Annotated in this window: 2 protein-coding genes; both read left to right on the top strand. The window is 63.7% G+C overall.

Going from position 1 to position 1037, the window contains the following annotated elements; genetic code table 11:
- Window positions 1-451 (top strand): hypothetical protein (locus tag ABT116_RS50210; RefSeq protein ID WP_351648519.1); only part of this gene is annotated, 451 nt, incomplete at its 5' end.
- 17 nt (window positions 452-468) lie between these two features.
- The gene (locus ABT116_RS50205; protein ID WP_351648517.1) at window positions 469-954 is read left to right on the top strand and encodes a hypothetical protein; all 486 of its coding nucleotides are present in this window, start codon (window positions 469-471) and stop codon (window positions 952-954) included.
- Window positions 955-1037: the final 83 nt, after the last annotated feature.

Below are 1037 nucleotides of genomic sequence, written 5' to 3'. Positions count from 1 at the left end.
AACCGATCTGTACGACGCCGCAACCATGGAACTGTTCGCAGCCAGGTTGCGGGCCGTGGTCGACGCCGTTGCCGCAGATCCGACGGTGGTTTTGCGGACCATCGACATCGTGACGGACTTCGAACGCGCGCTGATCGAGGCAGCCGAGCCGAAAACGGCCGCGGACCTTCCGGACCTCGCAGCAGCGGCCGCCGCAGCAGATCCGACGGCGGTTGCCTTCACACACGGCGACACCGTGGTGACCTTCACACAGCTGGCCGAAAAACTGGCTGTGATGAAGCAGACGATGGGTGCGGCGCTCACTGCCGACGCGTTGGTCTCGGTTTCGCTGAACGGTCTGGTTCCGGGCATTCTTCCGGCACTGGGCGCCGACGGTATTACCTCGCTCGTCGAGTCTTTGATAACTGACGCGCAGGCCACGCTGGGGAAGGGTTCCGGTACGGACGGGTAATATGCAGTATTTGCCCCATGGGCGTTGATCTGTACGACCAGTCGTGCGTTGGATCTGCGCCGTGCTGTCGTCAGTTGGAGGAAGTGTTGATGTCCGTCGGTATGCCGGGACCACAGTCGCTGACGATCGAGGACCTGCCGAGATTGATCGCTGCAGTAGCCGAGGCGGAGCCCGACCGGACAGCGCTTGTTCATGCAGACGCCGAGGTCACCTACGAACGGTTGCACTCGGAACTGGCCACACTCGACTCCGCGATGGGTGGTGCGCTCGGCCCGGACGCACTCGTACCCGTCGTGATCTCCACGCTGCTGCCGGAGTTGCTCGCCACACGAGAGGGTGGCCTCGAATCCGTCGTCGGTGCGCTCATCGCCGATGCGACTTCCGTCGTTGTTTTCGAGGCTCCGTCGGTCGTCGAGTCGACTCTCGTAAGTCTGTTCGAGGAGCAGGTCGCGCGTACCCCCGATGCCGTCGCCCTTCGTTTCGGCTCCACGGCGTCGACCTGACGTGCCCGAGATGATCGGGGTGAGCCGTCCTGGCTCCTGACTTGGGTGCCTGCGCTGTGCTGGTCACGTGTACTCCTCGGGCC

It is taken from the genome of Streptomyces sp. NPDC002130 (genome assembly GCF_040296465.1).
Classification (GTDB): domain Bacteria; phylum Actinomycetota; class Actinomycetes; order Streptomycetales; family Streptomycetaceae; genus Streptomyces.
The sequence above is the reverse complement of the archived record's forward strand: the minus strand, read 5'-3'. Positions and strand labels throughout refer to the sequence as shown.

Excerpts from the sequence above, each read along its gene's own strand:
- ABT116_RS50205 (WP_351648517.1), top strand. The coding sequence starts at position 469 with ATGGGCGTTGATCTGTACGACCAGTCGTGCGTTGGATCTGCGCCGTGC.